The organism is Leptothoe sp. EHU-05/26/07-4, assembly GCF_043421015.1.
Lineage (GTDB): Bacteria > Cyanobacteriota > Cyanobacteriia > Phormidesmidales > Phormidesmidaceae > Leptothoe > Leptothoe turfae.
Map to the genome: position 1 here is coordinate 310,593 of NZ_JAXSQV010000008.1, position 20,742 is coordinate 331,334.

At 56.1% G+C, this 20,742-nt stretch carries 2 protein-coding genes (1 of these 2 cut by a window edge); one reads left to right on the top strand and one right to left on the bottom strand.

Annotated features, from left to right (window positions below; all coding sequences use genetic code 11):
• Complete coding sequence (locus U2F10_RS34595) at positions 1–1,770, top strand: ABC1 kinase family protein (RefSeq protein WP_499874693.1); 1,770 nt, start codon at positions 1–3, stop codon at positions 1,768–1,770.
• Here U2F10_RS34595 and U2F10_RS34600 read toward each other — a convergent pair.
• Positions 1,767–20,742 carry the 3' portion of an SDR family NAD(P)-dependent oxidoreductase gene (locus U2F10_RS34600; protein WP_499874694.1) on the bottom strand. Its footprint extends 2,621 nt past the window's final position, so only the last 18,976 of its 21,597 coding nucleotides appear in the window; the start codon falls outside the window, past its right edge — the gene reads right to left on this strand; the stop codon is at positions 1,767–1,769. The genes U2F10_RS34595 and U2F10_RS34600 overlap by 4 nt on opposite strands.

Genomic DNA, 20,742 nt, shown 5'->3' on the forward strand with positions numbered 1-20,742 from the left:
ATGCTAAAGAAAAGCCAATGTACAACGCCATTACTACAACCATCGGAGAAAAAGGCGTTGCAAGAAGTGCCGGTCAGTAAACCGCAATTTTGGCGGATCTTCTTTATCTTAGGGCGACTGTTGCTGTTGGTGCTCAATTTTTTGCGTGACATCGTTCTGCAAGGTTCTGAAGAGGGCAGAGCAGCCAAGGTGCGTGAGTTTCTAGAACTCTTAGGCGGCATGTGGATCAAAGTGGGGCAGATATTCGCCATGCGAACCGATTTGTTTTCACTAGAGTTTTGTAGGGAACTTGCAAAACTTCAGGATCGCGCCATGATATTTTCACCCCAACTTTCTATGGAGATCATTGAGGCGCAGTTGGGAACTTCTATCGATGAAGTATTTGATGATTTCGAGCTGGAACCGTTTGCCGCCGCCTCTCTCTCTCAGGTGCACAAGGCGAGGCGCAAACAGGCAGGTAACTGGGTGGTCATTAAAGTTCAACGTCCCTACGCAGCCGAATATTTTCGATATGACTTTAACTTGTTGAACCTGGCATTCAATCTTCTGGGTCAATTCAAGGCCCTACAGTATTTAAGGTTAGATGAAATGCTTCAGGAAATTCAGGCGAGCATGGAAGAGGAGTTGGACTATCGGTTGGAGGCCAGCAACATGCTCAGGCTCAAGCAAACACTTACTGATCATGGAATCTATGTGCCTGATGTCTATCTGGAGTTCAACACCGACCGTGTTCTTGTCATGGAATTCATTGACGGTGTATTTGTTAGTGATTTCAACAGTGTATTAAGGGACGATCCTAAAAGAGTCAAGCACTGGCTTGCAGAAAATAACATTGATCCCTGTAAAGTTGCCCAGGAACTCTTACAAAGTGCTTTCAGACAACTGTATGAAGATTTACTTTTTCATGGTGATTTACATTCGGGCAATATTATTCTTCTGAGAAACAGCAAGCTGGCGTTGATTGATTTTGGCAGTGTTGGCAGACTCGATCCGAAGTTTGCTGCCCAGTACGATCAATATTTCCGAGCTATGGCCGAAGGGGCATTTGACAAGGCAGCCGAGCTATTATTGCTCACCATGGGCCAACTGCCACCGATAGACCTCGTGAAAGTGAAAAGGCGAATTGTCCGAGTACTCAACAAACAGGCAGCCCGCAGCATGATCAAGAATCTGCCTTACTACGAAAAGTCCATTGGCAGCTCTTCAGCCGAACTCGGTCAAATCATGGCCGAGTTCAAAATTGGTGTGAATTGGCAGTACCTGAGGATGAGACGTACTTTTGACACATTAGACCAAAACATCAGCATTCTGAATCCAGGGTTTGATTTTGTAGCGGAAATACAGATGTATCTGGAAGGAAAATTTCGCCGGATGAAATGTAAGCAAATACAACAGCCACCGGACATGATGCAACGCATCAATGACTTGTATGAACTACTGACACCTGCACTCACCAGACGAGCGTTTGAGTTTGAAGGAGAAGTCTCGCTCGAATCTCGCTTGGCGGCCATGGTATTGCAAAGTATTACCCTCGCCATGTGGCTTGTTCTGATCCTTTGCTTTGGAATCTATCTCTATCAATACCACTACTCTATTGTGGAAAATCTTCACCTGACGAGCAACTGGTTCACCCATTGGCTCGATTCAATTCCCCCTATTCACCCATATGCTTGGTATCTGCTTGGTTCTGTCATGATTGTCATCATCTTTCGAACCAGTCGATTCGCGTCCTCTCTTTTGGAGCCGGTTGTGCCGCTGCCACGGGATTAATTTGATGGATTGTCTTTCACTTCCTTATTTAGTTTTTCCATCAGTAAATTTAGCGTCGGATACTCAATCAGCCATCGGGGTTGCACTGGACAATTTAAATGCTTTTCTAATGTGGTGGCCAGTTGCATGGCAATAATCGAATCCAATCCGTAATCCTGGAGTGGATGGTTCCAATCCAGTTCGCTTTCCGGAATCTTCAGGGTCTTCTTGATACTGGCCAAAATGGCCGCTCGTAATGGATCTGAGTCTTTAGACGCTGGCTTAGGGCTAATTGCGACTTGGATTGGGCTGTTAGAGGGCTGTTGCCCAGTATCAATACGAGCACCGTTGCTGTTGCGTTTCTTTCCAGCAGGCCGTTCAGCAGGTCGTGAAAACGAATCAGCAGCACGGATCACCCGAATGATTTCAGCTTGGATGGAGTCAGTCAGATCCTGGTCGGGAACTGAATCCAAGAATCGAGCCAGATCCAAATCCGTCCATTGCTGGTGCTCATAAGCTTTGATTCCGTTTGCGATCGCCTCTTCACTGACATGGCTATCCGCCCCCAGCCCCAGCGTGCGCCGCACCCGCTCGCGATCAAAAACGGCCATAAAGCCCACCACACTGGTGTCATACCTGACAGAGGCCTGCATCAGGGCCATGGCAGAGGCCGCATCAATGGCATCCATACCCATGCCGCGCAGGCGTTCCAGTCGTTTAGGCAACTGTTCTGAGGAGACCACACCATCCACATCCCACTGTCCCCAACAGATGGACCGGGTCCGCCCTGAACGTCGTCCCTGGGAGACTTGTTGGTCGCGAAACCGAGCCAGGGTATTTTGATACGCTGCGGAGAAGGCATAATCCGGCGAGCCCTGGATACCAAATGCCGCCATTGAGGAATACATCAGAAAAAAGTCCAACGGTTCATCGGCGGTCACGGCATCAAGGTTTAACCCACCCATGACCTTGGCCGCCATCACCTCGACAAAATCATGGAAATTCTTCTGAACAATCGGGGCATCGGCCACCCGTCGCGCCATGTGGATCACCCCGTTGAGTGTCACCCCCTCGGCCTTGACGGACGCCATCGCCTGCCCCAAGGCAGTTTGGTCCACAATATCGACGGAGCGATAGAGCACCGTGGCACCAGCGGCCCTGATCCGATTCAACGCGGCCTCCGCCTGATGTTCCCCGCGCCGAGAAAAGAGCACCAACCGCGCTTGATACCGACGGCCCAATTCTTCGCAAACCTGCAATCCAGCAGGGCCAAGGGCACCCACCATCAGGTATGTGGCCCCCTGACGAAATACATTAAGCTCATCCGCAGGCGGCATTGATTCAGCCGCCCGCAATTCGTAACGTTGTCCCTGTTCGTAACGGACCATGGGCACCATCGCCACTGGCAGTTCCTGGGTTTCATCGCACAGCCATTCCTGGACTATTCTCAAAGCTGTGCGTCCGTCTGTAGCTGATGCGGCGTCATGGGACACCACCCGATAGCGATGGTTCACCGACTCTGCCATCGCGGACTTAAATAATCCCGTCAAGGCCTCACCGTACAACCAGTGTGCAGCGGTGGGTTCCGTATAACAACAATAGAAACGTGTCGACCTGGCATGCATCACCCGCATCACAGACTGAACAGTGGCAAACACCTGAGCAAGCTGATCGATGCCGTCATCGACTATCGGTGGCACACACAGAAAAATGGTGAGGGGGTGAGTGACATCCCCCCGAACAATGGCAGCCAACAGGGTTTCATCCAACCCATGGGTGTCAAGGGATAAATGCCTCACCGTCCAGGTATTGGCTGGATATTCAGCCAGCCTGGCGACGGTCTCGCAAACCTTCGTGATGGCGTCTGCATCTTCTAATTTTGCACTGATAACCAGCACTTCGTTCGTCTTGACCGCATCGATTCTTGGCGTCCAATCAGCCACCTCAATCGGGGCCGCATACCAGTCTTCCTGGCAAGTCAAAAACTCTTTCTCAAGCGGGGCCGCACCCCAGTCTTCCTGACAAGCCAGAAACTCTTTTTTCCCAGAAATATTTTGGGGTGTGCCCAGGGAAGCCGCCAGAATCTGTTGCCCCAGTTCATGGGATTCCCCACAGGGGAAAACCACCGATGCGAAGCCCTCCTCTCTTAGCACCTTTTCCCAAGTCTCGGGATATAGAGCCGGTGAACCAGGGATGCGTAATTCGTTGTCTTCATTCAGCCACCAGCCATCTAGCAGCCCAAAGGTGAGATGCCCGAGCAAAGACTTGCGGCTGATTTCGTTAATTAACAAGAGCCCATTGGACCGTAGCACCGAACGGGCATGACCCACGGTACGCCGGATGTTGCGCGTGGCATGCAACACATTGCTAGCAATAACAAAGTCGTATTGTCCCTGGGCCACACCCTGTTCTGTAGGCGGTCGTTCCACATCGAACAGTTGAGCACGAACAAAGGGATAGTCTGGAACAAATTGCTCTTCGGCATGGAACTGAAACGATTTGGAAATATCCGTGTGACAATATTCGACCACATGCTGACCAAAGGCTTTGAGGCATGGCAATACAGCAGCGGTCATGCCACCGGTACCGGCACCGATCTCAAGGATGCGAATGCGAGCCTCAGGATCGGCGGCAATACGCTGTTCGATGCAACTCGTCAGTGTGCGACTGAGGATCTCGTTGAACAGGTCTGACACCGGATTGCCTTGATAAAACGGTTCCACCAGCTCTAGTGAAGCATCTGGGAACATCACTTCCACGGCGGTGCGATCGCCTTGTAGAATCTCTGGCAAGGAGCGCAGGCAAGCCTCAATCAAGGGAAACTGGGCCTGCTTGAGTGGATCACGGCTTTCAATCTGCTGCTGCAAGTCCCACAGAGTCCAGAGGGATGTAAGGCTGGGTGGATGAGCATCGGGGGTGACAAACTTGCCAGCAGAATAATCCAGCTGCCCCCGCCGGACAAAGTCTTGGAGAGCTGCCTGTAGCCAACGTTCGTATCCCTGACGAATCTTGCCAGCGGCCATGGCTGCAGACAAGTCAAAAGAGCCTCGTTGAAACAGCCCCATGGCTTGCAATATGCCCCATAGCAATTGGGCCAACAAGTCTTCTAAAGCAGCTGGCACAAAGTCCCTGGCAACTCCGAGGGGATCAAGGTCCTTTAGAGTCAGCGTTGGCAGTTGCAGGGGGGAGAGTAGTGGACGTTGCGTGGCTGAGGATTGAGGCAGGGTACTACTGCCCCCTGGGTTTTCTGCCACTGCATCTACCCAGCAGCGATGGCGGGCAAACGGGTAGGTGGGCAAACTGATGCGCCTTGGCCTGGCACTGCCATACAAACGGTGCCAATCCACATCCAGGCCTTTTACCCACAATTGCAAAACGCTATCGAGATTGCCCTGTTGCATCCACTGGTCAACAGTTTCTATAAAGGCATCATCATCCACGAGGGCCTGGACCGTTTCATCATGGGGGTTGACCTGCCCCCGAAAGTACCGGGCATGACCGGGCGCATCCGCCAGAAATCCCTGTAGCGCTTGAATCAGTTCATCCATCGAATCCACAATAAAAGCCAGCCGTTCCTCCAGTTCAGCCCTGCCTACCTGGAGGGTGTAGGCCAATGACGGTAACTCGATGGCATCTGGGGTCTCGGTGGCAATTAAATGATCATGTAACTGACGGACTACTGTTTGTAATTGGTCTACTCGTCTGGCGGAAAGCACGATGACCACGGGGGATGGCCCACTCGGTGCTGGCGACGCAGAGGGTGGTCCCACATAGTCTTCCAACACCAGATGGGCATTGGTGCCACTGAATCCGAAGGCGCTCACGGCAGCCCGACGAGGGGAAGACGGCTCCGTTGGCCAGGCCTTGAGTTCGGTATTTACATAGAACGGCGACTCGGCAAACTTGAAGTGGCGATTTGGCTTTTTAAAGTGCAAACTGGCGGGCAGTTGTTGGTGCTGCATGGCCAGCAGTGTCTTTTGTACGCCTGCCACACCAGCCGCCGCCGAGGTGTGACCAATGTTGCTCTTCACCGAGCCCAGGGCGCAGAATTGCTGACCATCGGTTGACTGACGGAAGGCCGTAGTTAAGGCCTCTAGCTCGATTGGGTCGCCCAGCCTGGTGCCGGTGCCATGGGTTTCGACATAACTGATGGTGCTGGGGTCGATGCCATAGGTAGTGTAGATGCTCTGCAATAGATCGATCTGGCGCTGGGCACTGGGGGCGGTGATGCCATTGGTTTTGCCATCCTGGTTGATGCCAGAAGCGATGATCAGTCCATAAATATGATCACCGTCCCTTTCTGCATCGGCAAGACGTTTTAAAACCACACTGCCAGCCCCTTCTCCAGGGACAAACCCATTGGCATCATCATCAAAGGCTTTGCATTGACCATCAGGCGACACCATACCAGCGGCGCACATGCCCACATAGGATTCTGGAATCAGATACAGGCTGACACCTCCCGCCAGGGCCATGTCAATCTCCCGCTGCCTGAGGGCCTGACAGGCGAGATGAATGGCCACCAAAGAGGAAGAACAGGCGGTATCAACGGGGATTGCCGGTCCCTTTAGATTGAGGAAATAGGGAATGCGGGCCGCGCCGATGGCAAAACTATTGCCAGTGTTGGTTAACTCGGCCTGACGCTGCTGGAGCAAAAAGGCGTACTCATAGCTCATCACCCCCATGTAGACGCCACAGTTGACATTGCTCAGCAGGCGGGAACCGTAGCCCGCATCCTCAAAGGCTCGGTAGCCTTCTTCTAGAAACAACCGATGCTGCGGGTCCATGCCTTCGGCTTCGGCAGGGGAAATGCCGAAAAACAATGGGTCGAAGCAGTCGACCTCATCCAGGGCACCCAACCATTTGCAGTAGATCTTGCCCGGTGTGGAAGGATTAGGATCAAAATAGGCATCCACATTCCAGCGATCGCGAGGAACTTCACGAATGGAATTCTGACCGACAGCCAGGTTCTGCCAGAACTGCTCCAGATCCTTAGCCTGCGGATATCGGCCTGACATGCCGACGACGGCGATGGGTTCGGGGGGTGGGGTGGATGACGGCTGGCGATCGCGACTAGCAACGGACGTCTCTAATGGGTGTGCTGGGGGAGACGGAGAAGAGAGGGAAGCGGGGGCCGGTGGCGGCACGGTGGGTGGGACAGGCAGGATGTTCTTGAGGTGCTGCGCCAGCGCCTGGATAGTCGGGTAATCGTAAACCCGAGTTGCCGATAAATTCACGCCAAATTCCGTATTGATAGCGTGCACCCATTCCACACCGACAATGGAATCTAGGCCAAAATCGACAAAAGGCTTCTTGGTGCCGATGGCCTTGGGTTCAATGAACAGCGCCTTGGCTAAACTGGTGACTAAGAAGGTCTCTAATTGGGCCGTTGTGAATCCATAGGCGGGCTCTTGCACGGTCGATGTGGGTGTCGGTGTGGGTGTCGGTGTGGGTGCTGACCCATTGGATATGGGTGCCTCGGATACGGGTCCATCGGAGTTGGCGGTTGCCCCATCGGAGTTGGCGACCCTGGGGGTGGCAGGTTCTGTTGCCTGGGTTGTGTCGGCTAAGGCCTGCCGTAAATATGTGGCCAATTGACGGATGGTGGGAAAATCGTACACTCGGGTGGCCGATAGGCTCAGTCCGAACTCCTTGTTGATGGCATGGACCCATTCAACGCCAACGATGGAATCCAGGCCCATGTCGATATAGGGTTGATTGATTGCGATCGCCCCTTCATCAATAAACAGGGCCTTGGCCAAACTCCTCTTTAAGCTACGGATTAGCGTTCCTTCGGAGAGTTGCGGCTCAGGGCTATTGGACAAGGGCGATGTGGCCATATCCTGTAGATCCGGGGCCACCGGAACGCTCAGATTACGCAGTAAGAGATCCTTGGGTTTGGCAGCAGGGCTGACAAAATTCATCTGGTTATCTGGGGCTTGAGCAAGCACTCTCTGGATCTTCTGCAATGGCGGCGTCGAGAACTCTGTGGGCGTTGGCCTGGAAACGGCATGGGTCAGGATTGGCCGATCACCATCACCGGACAGTTCCCCCGGTGCAATCCAATACCGTTCTCGGGCAAACGGATAAGTGGGGGCGGCCAGACGGCGCGGTGGTCGGGTCCGATAACGTTGATGCCAGTTGACCGGATGCCCCTGCACCCAGGCCTGGGCCAGCCTGGTCGGGTCTAGACTGCTGGGATTGATAGTGGTCGCTGCCCCGGTCGAGATTTCCTGTTCGTGATCCACTTGTCCCCGACAACAGTCTTTACCCAGGGGTTGGCCATCAATGAAAAGGCTAAGGTTGGCCACCAGCTCAGATTGGGAATGAACCACCATGGCCAGCCGCTGATCCATGGCCTCTCGGCCAACTTGTAAGGTGTAGAGGAAATCAGGTAGCTGGTTGGCTGATATATGGTTTTGCAGGTGGTCCCGCATCGCCCTCGCGTAATCCCTGAGACGGTCTTCATTTTTAGCGGACAGCACAAATACCGCTGGCGGGTTGTCGGCATCGGCTTGCGGGGGATGGATAGTTTCGTCCATGTACTCTTCGAGAATCACATGGGCGTTGGCTCCTCCTGCCCCAAATGATGACAACCCGGCGATGCGGGGATATTCCCTGGGGGTGCCATCAACGTTGACCTGGGGACGGTGCCAGTCCGCCAGTGAGCGCTGTACCTGGAAGGGGGTGTTCTCGAAAGAAATGTTCGGATTCAATCGATCGGCATGCAGGCTGGGTGCCAGTTTTCCGTGCTTCATCTGCAAGAGAATTTTGGTCAGCCCTGCCATCCCGGCAGCGGCCTCCAGGTGACCGATATTGGACTTGACCGACCCCAATGCGCAGAAGCCCACGTCCGTGGTGTCATGGTGAAAGGCCTGGGTGAGGCCAGTGACCTCAATCGGGTCCCCCAGCGCCGTCCCGGTGCCGTGGGCCTCCACATAACTGACGGTGCGTGCGTGGATGCCTGCTAGATCTAATGTTTTGCGGATCAACTCGGCCTGGGCCTTGGGGTTAGGAACGGTATAGCCGTTGGTCTTACCCCCATGGTTGACCGCCGTCGCCCGAATCACACCGTGGATATGGTCCCGATCCTGCAAGGCCTGGGTCAGGGGTTTTAAGATCACAACGCCGACGCCCTCGCCGGGGACAAAACCGTCGCCCCCCTCCCCAAAACTGCGGCATTTCCCGCCCTTAGAAAGCATTTTCAGGGCCGATAGCTCAACATAGTTGGTGGGGTGCAGGTAAAGATTGACCCCACCTGCGATCGCCATTGGACAAACACCCTGACGTAATCGCTCACAGGCCTCATGGATGGCAACCAACGAGGAGGAGCACATGGTATCAATGGGCATGCTGGGGCCATGCAGGTTCAGCAGATAGGAGACCCGATTAGCCACGGATCCAAAGGACGTGTGGGGATAAAACAGTTTTCCATGCTGACGCCACTCCGCCCCGTGCAGGTCATAACCGGTCTTGGTGATGCCAGCAAACACACCGACATTGCCATCAAACCGAGATTGCAGGGTTTCCCGAGTGTAGCCAGCATCCTCCAGCGCGGCCCAGGCCGATTGCAAGAACAGCCGTTCCTGGGGGTCCATACTCATGGCTTCGCGCCCCGAAATGTTAAAGAACTGGGGGTCAAACTCCGCGAACCCGTCAAGGAAGCTGCCCCACTTGCCATAGCTCATGGCCTGGGCCACCGCTTCCTCCGGTTGCTCCAGATAAAATCCCTCCAGGGACCAACGCTCGGGCGGGATTTCCGTTACACCATCCTGGCCCACAGACAGATTGGACCAGAAGGCCGCTAGCGAATCTGCTTGGGGATAATGACCGCTAATGCCAATGATGGCAATCGGTTCCTGGCGGGGTCCGCCGGTTGCCTTGATAGCCCCGGCGGCCAAAGCGGTCGGGACCGCTGCACTGACAGCTGGTGTGGGATTACCACTAGACTTACCCCCCAAACCACACCAGCGCTGGCAATCCTCTGGATGGTCTGCCACGAAATAATCCGTCAGGGCACTCAAGGTTTGATATTCGAAAAATAGGGTCTTGGAAATTTCCCCAAAGACGGCTTCAAGATCCTGATTGAGATCTGTGATCAGGATCGAATCAATGCCATAGCGCTCAAAGGGCTCCTGGGAGGCAATCCGTTCCGGTGACAGTTTAAGGCGTGCGCCCAACAACTGTTTGAGTTGCTGTAGCGTTGCGGCCCTCAGGTCCTGCTGATCAATCGGCCCAGTCTGGCGGACTGTTTCAGCCTTATGCGGCGTCCCAAACAACCGCTGCCGAATGGTGGCAAGATCTCCAGTAACCACACCCACCTGGGGGTGTTTGGCCATCAGTGCCTGGTAAAAGGCCTGGATGCCGATGGTGGTCTGCATCGCCTTCATGCCGGTCCGCTGGTGCATCAGCGCCACCGTGGCCGCATCCACCTGCATGCCCCCCTGCTGCCAAAGGGGCCAATTGATGGACAGGGTTTGGCCAAATCGTTGCCCTGCGGCCACGAGTCTTTGTCGCTGGGTGGCGAACTGATCCATAAACCCATTGGCAGCGGCATAGTCGGCCTGGCCCAAATTGCCGGTCACCGCCGCCCCGGAGGAAAACAGGGCAAAAAAGTCTAAAGGAGTAGCGGCCAGACTTTGGTCAAGGTTAACGGTGCCCTGGACCTTAGGGGCTAGAACAGCTCTAAACTCGTCATCTGGCTTGTGGATAAGGTAATTATCCCGGTGAATCCCTGCTGCATGGATTACGCCGTTCAAGGGACCGTGGTTAGCCTGAATATCCAGGATCAGGGCCTGCACCTGCTGCGGTTGACTGATATCGACCTGGCGATAGTCGATGCGGGTGCCGTTCTGTGCGATCGCATTAAGGCGGGCTTCTTTTTCTGATGTGAGGGGTGATCGGCCAATGAGCACAAGGGTGGCCTGATTAACCCGACTGGCAATTTCACTGGCAAAAATCAAACCAATACCACCGGCCCCACCGGTAATCAAATAAATGCCTTGGTCCTTCCAGGGCAGGCCAGAGGCAGACAGGTCACCAGGACTCAATTCATGCCATCGGATGACCTGTCGAACCCCATTTTCGTAGCGGATCAGAGTGTCCTGGGCGCAGCGGGCATTAGCTTCGATTTTAGTCAGCAGTCCCTGGTCGGTGTCACTGACATCCAGGGCGATCACCTGCCCCTGTAGTTTTGGATTCTCCTGCTGGGCAGTGTGCAATAACCCGGTAATGCCCAGCAACACCGAGGCCTCTGCATCGTCAGGAATCACCACCTGCACCAGGGTTTTTGTTCTGCCATGGGATTGCAGTCTATTGCGGACGTGCTGAAAGACCTGCAAGGAAAAGTCGGTATAGGCGGTATCCAGCGGGGTTGAGTGTCGGTCTAAACGGATGACTGAGGCATTGGCTGTCGCCAGCCGTTCGCAGATCCGTTCTATGGCAGTAGTGGTTTCAGCACAAAGGATAATCAGTCGCTGCATCCCTTCAGGCATAGATACACTGGAGGTAACTGGGACCGTTTGCCAGGCGGGAGATGCGAGCAGGTAGTCGCTGGTGTCAGCACCATCAAGGGGCGTAGGCGCTGTAGCCGCCAAGACAGGTGCAGCCCCCATGCCTGTTTGGGTGGCTCCGTTTGCCCAATAGCGTTCCTTGGCAAAGGGGTACGTGGGCAAATGGATGCGGACCGGTTTGCGATCGCCATACAGCCGCTGCCAATCCACTGACCCTCCCTGGGACCAATAATCAGCAATGGCTTCAAACCTCTCCTCTGCCAGCCATTGAGACAGTTGGTCAGGAGAGTTAGCTGCCAGGCTGCCATCAGTTCTCCCCGAGGCCCCATCCGCTAACCAGTCAGTCAGCGCTTGCTGTAGTTCAGCCAGGTTATGGACGACCAATGCCATACGGCAATTCATCGCTTCGCGGCCCGTTTGCAGCGTATAGGCAAGATTCCTGAGGGTCCCTGGCCCGGCAGCCCGCGGAGTGTCACGCAAATACCCCCGCAACTGTTGCACCACCTGTCTGAGCCGCCGCTCATCTTTGGCGGAAAGCGGCACGATCGCAGGATTCGATGGCATTTGAACCGACTCATCCGTGGGTGCCCATAGCGGCGGCTGATATTCACGAATCACAAAATGGACATTGGTGCCACTGTGGCCAAAGGAACTCAAAGCCGCCATTAGGGGCTTGCCATCATCCCTCGACCAATCCGTTGTCTGAGCAGGAATAAAGAAGGGGGCATGGTCAAATTCAATCCGGGGGTTGAGGGTTTCAAAATGGGGTAACCCCGGCAGTTTGCGGTGTTGCAACGATAGCAATACCTTGATCAAGCCAATTATCCCGGCCCCGGCAGCCGTGTGACCAATGTGGGCTTTGGCACTGCCCAGGGCGCAATAGTGCTGCCGATTTGTAAATCTGCGAAATGCCTGGGTCAGGGCATTGGCTTCCACCGGGTCCCCCAGACGGGTGCCCGTGCCATGGGCCTCGACATAGCTGATATCCTCTGGGTTGATGCCATAACGCTGATAAACATCGGTGATCAATTCTTCCTGGGCCACACCGCTGGGGGCTGTGATGCCGTTGCTGGCTCCGTCCTGATTCAGCCCGGAGGCCGCAATCACACCGTAGATGGGATCGCCGTCCCTTTCGGCGTCTGCCAGGCGTTTCAGTGTGACCATACCGACGCCTTCCGACAACACCATGCCATCACCCTCGGCATCAAAGGTGCGGCAGCAACCCGACGGCGACAGCATTTCAATTTCCGATAGTGAAATTAGATGGGCCTGGTTCATCGACGCATAGACGCCCCCCGCCAGGGCCATGGAGCACTCGCCATTTCTGAGGCTTTCACAGGCCAGATGCAGGGCCGTCGCCGCAGAAGAACACCCTGTATTAACCACCAGGGCCGGTCCCCGCAGATTCAGGAAGTAGGATAGCCTGGAGGCAATAATGGCCTCCGATGCCCCCGTAAAGGTCTCATGGAAATAGCCGTTTGGTTCGGAGCCCACAAAGATGCCAGTCGGAACACCAGCCAAAGATTTTGGATTGTATCCTGCGTCCTCAAGGGCCTTCCAGCCCTCCTGCATAATCAAGCGCTGATGCGGATTCATGGATTCCGCATCGCGGGGGGAAAGATTGAAGAACAAAGGATCAAAACAATCTCGATCCTTTAGCACACCGCCCTGGTGGCAGTAGGTTTTACCCTTTTGCCGCTGTGGGCTGTAGTACGTTTCACGGTCCAGATAATGGGCCGGCAATTCGCTCACCGCGTTCTGACCGCTGAGCAGGTGTTGCCAAAAGTCGGGGGGGGTTTGGGCACCAGGGACCTGTAGGGAAAGTCCGATAACGGCAATGTCGGTGGCAGCTGGGGAGGTGCTAGGGGATTGGGAAACGGTCGGTGTTGTCTGCGGCCTTGATCTGGGTGCCTGCCCAGGGCTGGAGGCGGGGGTAGTCTGGCCCCCCAGGGGTTCCTGGGCACCCAGGGGTTCCTGGGCACCCGGTGTCTCTAACTCGGGGGCTCGATCGGGCGCAGGCGGGGTAATGCGATCGCCATAGGCTTCCAGAACATGGGCACTGAGTCGCTCCACGGTGGGGTAATTGAAAATAATCGTCGTATTCAGGTCAATATCTAACGCTGCACTGACTAAGGTGATAAACTGCGCCCCTAAGATGGAGTCCACACCGTAATCGGAAAATGACACATCCAGTTCGAACCGACTGTCATCCAGCCGCAGGGTCCGAGACAGGCAAGCGACGATCTGCTGTTGCACATAGGCCGATTTGTCTATGGTTGGCTCCGTGTGGCTCTCTAGTGGCTGGTGACGCTCCGCCACGGGCAAGGCGATCGGTTCAGGGGCAACTTGAGATCGCTTCTGTCTGATCACGCCGTCGCTCTCCGCCACAATAATTTGCTGGGCCAGGGGTTGGGCCGAGGGCACCGGCAGTTGGATGTGCTTAAAGCCAGTTTCCGCCAATAGCTGCCGCCAAGCAGCGGGGGTCAGACCGGGACTACCGGGAATCCGCAGGTGAGTATCTTGGGCCAGGGACCAACCGTCGATTAAGCCAAAAATTAAGGTGGCAAATACCGTTTTGGCGGTCATCTCATTGAGCAGTAGCACCCCATTTTCCGCCAGGGCGGCCTTGGCATTGCGCACCGTATTACCCATGGAGTGAGTGGCATGCAATACATTGGTGGCAATCACCAGGTCATAGGTCCCCACCTCCAAACCCTGTGCCGCCAAGGGCTGCTCGATGTCACAAATTTTGTATTCCAGGTAGGGATGGGTCGCACCATACCGCTGGGCGGCATCCATCAAAAACGAATTGGAAATGTCCGTGTAGCAATAGGTTGCGATCGCCTGTTTGAACGGGGCCAGGTGGGGCAGCACTGTGGATGTGGTCCCACCGGTCCCCGCACCAATTTCGAGGATGCGAATTTGGGCTTGAGGATCGACGTCCAGGCGCTGCTGTAACCAGGCAGCGGCAACTTCCGCCAGGGCCGTATTAAAGAAATGGGCGATGGAGTTGTCCTTATAGAGGACTTCCATTTTGTTCACGGCACCTGCCGGAAATAGAATGTCCGTAATTAATGTGTGGCCGCGCACAATGGCAGGCAGTGCCCGAAAGCATTCATCAATGATGGCGGTCAGTGGCCGCATCTCATCATCCTGATCGGTTTGTTGACAAAACGCCTGCCATTGCCGCCAGATCAGATCAGGGTTTTCAAGCAATGCGGCATCCTCAACGGTGATGGTGCCGTTGTTGAGGTGGACCCATCCCTGTTGGCCAAAGGCCGACATCACCTCATCCCACCAAATCTGATACTTGGCCAGCACCCCCATGCGCTGTCGCAGGGTGGCACTGTTTTCGATGACGCCGTTCTGCAATACACCCATTTGCAAAAACTGGGCCAACAATAATTTCACCATCCAGACATCCAGCTCAGCCAGAAGCGGATGCACGGCTGGAACTGCAATGGCGGGTGAGAATTCCGCCAGGGTCGGCAAGCATGACGGCACAACTCTGGGTGCCTGGGCTATGGTCTGATCCAACACCACACCCCGAGGGGGCCTTGAGGCATCGGATTTGATAAAGGCCCATGGGGAGAGGTTGCTACTGATGCACTGTTCTAATACCCCCATGCCCACGTCAGCATTGATCGGCTGTACTCCCTCGGTCTCTTGGAGATGCCGCCTGAGGGTATCCGAGATTCTGGCACCGCCGCCGATGCTCCAAAAGCCCCAGTTGATCACCTTGACAGGGATAGAGCAGATCTGGGAGAGCCCCAGGGCAAAGGCATCTTGGAAGACACAGCCAGCCGCATAGCTGCTCATGCCCCGCACCTTGCCAAAGGAGGCCAGGGACGAGAAGAAAAGGATGACATCCAACGGCGCGTCTGCAAACACCTGGGCAACCCGCACTGTGATATCAACCTTGGCGGAAAGGACGGAGCGGAATTGGGCCTCATCCATGGCCATTAAACTCTGGTCATAGCTGCCCAGGGCCGAATGGACCACCCCGTGAATCGAGCCGTACTTTTGTTGAACGGCGTTGCGAACCCTCTCCAGGTCACTGACGTTGGCGGCATCCGCCGAAAGATACCAGGGAGCCGCCCCCAGCGCTGCCAGGGCGTCGATTTTGGTTTGAATATCCGGATTCAAGGGCCGCCGTCCCACCCAAATCACCTGGGCCTGCCAATGCTGGATCAGATGTCGAGACAGCACCTCCCCCAGCCCTCCCGCGCCACCAATGATGATGTACGTACCCTGGGTCCGGAACGGTTCTGGGTTGACCGCCAGATCCTGCACCGGTATTAGCGCTTGCTGGAACCACTGGTTTCCCCGGTAGGCCAGGGCTTCCCCTTGAGGGTTGGGGGGGATGGTCCACAGGTCATCCGGCCAGGGCTGGGCGTCTAGATCCAGCAGCCGCACCTGCCATTGGGGAAATTCCTTCGCCATACTGCCGACAAATCCATGGATACCGGCATGGATGGGATGAATGGGCTCCGTCGGAAGCACGGCCTGGGCCTGGTCAGTAATTACGGTCCAACCCAACGGTTTTTGACCATAGCCCAGGGAAAGCAACGCTTTGACTAACCGAAAAATTTGAATGACACCGATGTCCTGGGCCTCAATCACCCGGTCGTCCACTAGCGATAATGGCTCAGTTTCAGGCGCAATCCAAAGGATATGAGCCAACCCTGGTAGGCGATCCAAGATGGCAGACCACGGGTCCAAACCGGCGGTATTGGGCAGTTCCAATGGCTGTGCCGACGGATAGTCCTGGCGTACGGCCCTCAGCTGATCCGGAGTGCCGCCAATGATTGCAATGGCGGCATTGCCATCGGGAAATCGCTCCACTGCTTTGGGGCAAACCCCATCCCACACCGGGTGCAACGTCCACTCGGTCACCGCCTGGGTATCTAGCTCCTTAGCAACGGTTTTATGAATGGCGGTGTCATGCACGGCGATGTCATGGACAGCTGGCTTCGACCGTTTTAGTTCTGGCAGCCAATAGCGCTCCCTGGCAAAGGGATAGGTGGGCAAACTGACGATACCGGGTTGGGTGGCCTGGTATAGCCGCGTCCAGTCGATGCTCAGACCTTGGGTCCAGAGTTCCAGCAATTTGCTCAGCTTGCCCCGTTGTATCCAGCGGTCAACCGTCTCGCCGAAGTCCTCGTCGTTGCTAATTAAAGCTAGGGGGGTGCGATCGCGCCCCCTACGCCCCTGAAAACAATTCGCCCCCCGGTTCCGCCCCTGCAAAAACCCATCCAGGTTGTCCAAGAGTTCATCCAGGGTCGACACCGCCATGGCCAACCGTTCATCCATAGCGACGCGACCCAGTTGAAGCGTATAGGCAATGTCTTGCAGTCGCCCGTCCAGCACTGATCGATGGTCCACCAGAAAATCCTTGAGGCGTTTGGCATACACCTGCAACCGCTCCTGGGTTTTCGCCGATAGAACGATGCCCACAGGGCCCACCGGCTGGGGAGTGGCCCTGATTGGGGAGGGGGCATCTGTAGCGGCCAGTCCACCGGGATACTCTTCCACCACCACATGGGCGTTAGACCCACCCGCACCAAAGGATGAAAGGCAAGCGATGCGAGGGGCTTCCTGGATGGCATCGTTGACGCCCACGGTGGGTCGCGGCCAATCTGCCAATGTCTGTTGCAGCTGGAACGGAGTATCGTCAAACTCAATATGGGGATTTAACTCCGCTGCATGCAGACTGGGCACCAGCTGTCGATGGCGCATCTGTAGCAAAATCTTGACCAGACCAGCAATGCCAGCTGCCGCCTCCAGATGGCCCAGGTTGGACTTGACCGAGCCCAGAGCACAGAACCCCGTGGCGCTTGTATCCGCCCGAAATGCTTGGGTCAGTCCCTCCACTTCAATCGGGTCGCCCAGGGAGGTGCCAGTGCCATGGGCCTCCACATAACTGACCGTCCTGGCATCAACCCCGGCTTGATCCAGAGTCCGACGAATCAGGTCTGCTTGAGCCTTGGGATTGGGCACCGTATACCCATTGGTTCTGCCGCCATGGTTGACCCGACTGCCCCGAATGACGGCGTGGATCTGATCGCCATCGGCCACGGCGTTGACCAGGGGCTTCAGTAAGACAACGGCGACACCCTCTCCGGGTACAAAACCGTCGCCCCCGTTCCCAAAGCTACGACAGCGCCCATCCTTTGAGAGCATCTGGAGAGTTGATAATTCAACGTAGTTGGCAGGATGCAGGTACAGGTTTACCCCGCCCGCCAGGGCCATGGCGCAGTCACCCAAGCGTAACCGCTGGCAAGCTTCATGGATAGCAGTCAGCGATGAGGAACACATGGTGTCCACCGGCATGCTGGGGCCTTTGAGATTCAGCAGAAAAGACACCCGATTCGCCACGGACGCAAAAGACGTCCGGGGTTGCAGGGTATCCCCCGTCTGCCACAGTTCCGGTCCGTACAGGTCATAACCGGTCTTGGTGATGCCCGCGAACACTCCCACGTTGCGATCGCAGCACTGCGCCAAGCGAGCGGGGGTGTACCCCGCATCTTCCAGGGCCGACCATGACGTTTGCAGAAACAACCGTTCCTGGGGGTCCATTCTCAATGCTTCCTGGGGAGAAAGATTGAAAAAGAGCGGATCGAAGTCGGCAAATCCCTCCAGAAATGCCCCCCATTTGCCATAGCTTTTACCCTGGGCCACCGCCTGCTTTGGGTCTGGCTCATAGAAACCGGCTAAGGGCCAGCGTTCGGATGGAATTTCTGTCACTACATGGGTCCCCGATCTCAACATTGACCAAAACGCATCCAGGGTTTCGGCCTGGGGAAACCGAGCACTCAGCCCGATAATGGCAATCGGCTCCTGGGCGGTGGGGCTGGGTTTCCTCCCTGAGCCCCTACTGACTTGCTGCCCTCGAGCCTCAGGGGGGCGGCTGTTATGGCTATCATTACTATCTTGAGCGGAGCTCGGATCCGGTCGCCCAGTCAGCCCCGTGGCCATCGGCTGGGACGACAGTGGGGACGCCAACGACAGCCCCGTCCAGCTGGCGCATTCCGCCGGAAAGGTGTCGACAAAATAACTGCATAGGGAGGCCAGGGTGGGATATTCAAAAAATAAGGTCTTAGGGAACTTCTGAAAGACTGGTGCCAGCTTTTGGTTCATCTGGGTGACGATGATCGAGTCCACGCCGAAGTCCTCCATGGACGCCTGGACATCGATCCGGTCTGGATGTAATTGAATGACCTCGCCAAACAGCTGCACCAGCCGCCCCAGGGTCCGCTGCCAGAGTCTTTCCCGAGCATGGCGGGCGAGATGGGGCAGGCGAGACCGTCGGGATTCACTCTCACCTACCGGTTCCTGCCTAAGGAATGTCCTGCGCAGCTGGGCAGCATCACCGTAGGCGATCATCACCTGGGCTTGATTGGCCGCCAAGGCTCGGTAGCAGGCGTCCATGCCTGCCGCTACGGGCATGGCCATCATGCCTGTGTTTTGTTCCAAAGCATCCGCTGTGGCGACATCCAGCCCCATTCCCCCTTGCTGCCAGAGGGGCCAGCATAGGGCGACGGTTCTCTGGGGCAATTTCCCAGCTAGCTGGGGCAATTGCCTAGCCAGCTCGGCTGACAGCGCCTGACGGCAATGCTCGGCCCAGGCGTTCATAAAGCCATTGGCGGCGGCGTAATCTGCTTGCCCTGGGTTACCCATCACCCCAGACACCGATGAAAATAAAATAAATACCTCGGGGGCCAGGGCGGCAAAGGCCGCTGCCAAATTAACGGTGCCGGATACCTTGGGGGCCAGGACGTCTCTTAGATCGGCTGGATTCTTTTTGAGAATAAAGCTATCCCGCACCAGACCGGCGGCATGGAGGATGCCATCCAGTCGGCCAAACTGGGTTTGAATATGGTGGGCCAGGCGATCGACGGAGGCGCGATCGCAAACATCGGTCTGGCAATAGTCCAGGCGAGCCCCCCGCACTGCCACATCGGCCTCAAGCTGCCGCAGGCTTTCCCGTTGGCCATCGCTGAGGTCGGAACGCCCCGTGAGAATCAAGATGACATCCTGGGCCTGGGTGGCAATCTCTCGGGCAAACAGCAACCCCAGCCCCCCGGCCCCCCCGGATATCAAATAGACGCCGTTGTCCCGCCAGGGGGGAGTCACGGCGTCCGTCATGGCCAATTCTTGCCACGTTTGCACCAGACGCTCCCCATGGCCATAGCGGATGTGAGTGTCCCCCGGAGAATGACTGTCCTGTATCAGACGCTCCCCAATCGCCGCCATCCCCTCGGATGGATCCACTTCAATCACCTGACCGTGGAGGTTGGGATTTTCCTGGTATGCAGTTTTTAGCATCCCGCTAAGACCGCTATGCAGCTGCGCTTCACCCCCGGTTGGCACCACCAATTGAATTAATGTGGTCGCAGACCGGTCCCGGAGTAGGGTGCGGAGCAGATCAAGGAGCTGGGCCGCGTAATCCGCGAATCGCCCATGGATTTGATCAGCCTGGCTCTCCATAAGGTGGCAGGTGATGCCCCTGGCCTGAAACCCAGCCCAAGCGTCAGGGCTACATTCACCCAGATCGCACAGCAGGATGTAATGCTGTGTCCATTGGCCCTGGCTGGCCATCAAGGGCCTGGGCTGCCATTGCGGCACCATCATTAAGGTAGAGGCTGACGGCGTCGGGCTAGGAGAGGTTATATCTCTGTCAAACCAGTAGCGATCGCAATCAAAAGGATAGGTGGGCAGGCTGACTCGACGCCGGGTACCCGGGGCATGCAGACGGTGCCAATCAAATTCCCCACCCCAAACCCAAAGGCTTAGCAGTTTGTCGTACTTGCGGTGCTGTATCCAGGCCGCCACAACATCGCGCAGATCGTCATCACCACTGAAGGCCAGGGCATCACGGTGCCCCCCCATCTGGCCCCGATGCAGCCTATGCTCATCGCTGCCATTACGGACAAACCGTCGTAGCTGATCGATCAGCTCATCCCCGGAAGAGACCACGCAGCCCAGGCGTTCCGCCATCGCTTCGCGCCCAACTTGCAGCGAGAAGGCGGCATCGTGCAACCATTGAGCGTCTATCTCCGGCATTTTTTCCAAATAAGCCAGGAGCTGACGGGCTGAGCGTTGCAAGCCCGCCTCATTTTTCGCCGACAGCACAATCACTGCCGGTTGCCCCGCATCAGCTAACCCAGCAGTCTGGGGACGTTGAACCTGCTGAAACTCCTCCAGCACGACATGGGCATTGGTGCCACCGGCCCCAAAGGACGATACACCAGCCAACCTTGGATACTGACGCGATTCGCCCTGCAGTGCCAATTCAGGTCTTGGCCAGGGACCGGCCTGGCGCTGGACGTAAAATGGTGTTTTCTCAAAGCTGATATTTGGATTCAACGCTGTCGCATGCAAACTGGGGGTCAGCCGTCCATGTTTGAGCTGCAGGACAACTTTGGTGAGACCGGCGATACCCGCCGCCGCCTCTAGATGACCCAGATTGGATTTGACG

Bases quoted from the DNA above. Each gene is read 5' to 3' on its own strand.
- U2F10_RS34595 (WP_499874693.1), top strand. From the start codon at position 1: ATGCTAAAGAAAAGCCAATGTACAACGCCATTACTACAACCATCGGAG.